The organism is Brevundimonas sp. UBA7838 (assembly GCF_002500885.1).
In the GTDB taxonomy this organism is placed as follows: Bacteria; Pseudomonadota; Alphaproteobacteria; order Caulobacterales; family Caulobacteraceae; genus Brevundimonas; species Brevundimonas vesicularis_C.
In genome coordinates this window covers 1915-2939 of the sequence record NZ_DLTK01000005.1, presented here as the reverse complement: position 1 = coordinate 2939, position 1025 = coordinate 1915, and the positions used below count along the sequence as shown (strand labels likewise).

1 protein-coding gene and 1 pseudogene are annotated in these 1025 nt (G+C 69.0%); one reads left to right on the top strand and one right to left on the bottom strand.

Annotated features, from left to right (window positions below; genetic code table 11):
- A pseudogene (locus B3T77_RS00275) lies at positions 1 to 635 on the top strand (DNA gyrase subunit B); the annotation flags it as partial.
- A gap of 19 nt (positions 636 to 654) precedes the next feature.
- On the opposite strand, the gene B3T77_RS00270 reads toward B3T77_RS00275, so the two are convergent.
- On the bottom strand, positions 655 to 1025 hold a 371-nt coding region (locus B3T77_RS00270; RefSeq protein WP_292075930.1), incomplete at its 5' end, for a hypothetical protein.

Genomic DNA, 1025 nt, shown 5'->3' with positions numbered 1-1025 from the left:
TGCGCGAGGCCAAGGCCTTCAGCGCCAGCGTCGATCGCCTCAGCCAGCGCGCCCCCGCCTTCGCCATCGAACAGGCGGCGCTCGCCGGTCTGTTCGCCGAGCATTCGGACATGGCGATCGCCTCGGCCGCCGCCGCCGTGCGCCTGAATCTCTATGCCGAAGAGGGCGATGGCGAGTGGACGGGCGCGCCGGGCGAACAGGGCGCCGTGGTCTTCACCCGCACCCGTCGCGCGGTGCAGGAGACCATCGTACTGGAGGAGACCCTGATCCGCTCGCTGGACGCCCGTCGTCTGGCCGAACGCGCAGCCGCTTTCGACGGCGTCTTCGTCGCCCCCGCCACCTACCGCCGCAAGGACAAGTCCACGACCATTCGCGGTCCGCTGGACCTGCTGACCGCCGTGCTGGACGCCGGCAAGAAGGGCCTGTCGATCCAGCGCTACAAGGGCCTGGGCGAGATGAACCCCGAGCAGTTGTGGGAGACGACGCTGGACGTCAATGCTCGCACCCTGCTGCAGGTCTCGGTCGAGCACGAGGAAGACGCCAACGACCTGTTCGCCAAACTGATGGGCGACGTGGTCGAACCCCGCCGCGAGTTCATCCAGGACAACGCCCTGGACGCCGCCGTCGACGTCTGATGGCGAAGGCGGACGCGGCCTACTGGCCGCGTCCGCCCGCGATGAAGGCCTGGATGGTCGGGAAGGCCGCCGTCTGGGGCCGCATGTCCTCGCAGGCGAAGGATTTGATTGCGCCATAGATGCCGCCGGCAGGCGTCGCTTCCCACGGCGTGTCCTCGGAATAGCGATCGGTTTCCGCCCCGTCCGCGCCATAGGTCACCGTCGCGCCCGAACGCGACTGGCCGTCCGAACACCGCACTATGACCTCTTCGGTTTCATGGCTGAGATTGGTCGCCTCCCCGCGCGCGGGCACCCGCGCCATCCGCGTCGTCGCCACGCCGTCCACCGGCGTCAGCGCACCGATGTCCACCAGATAGACGGTGGCGTCGCTGCGTGAAAACGCGGCCCAGC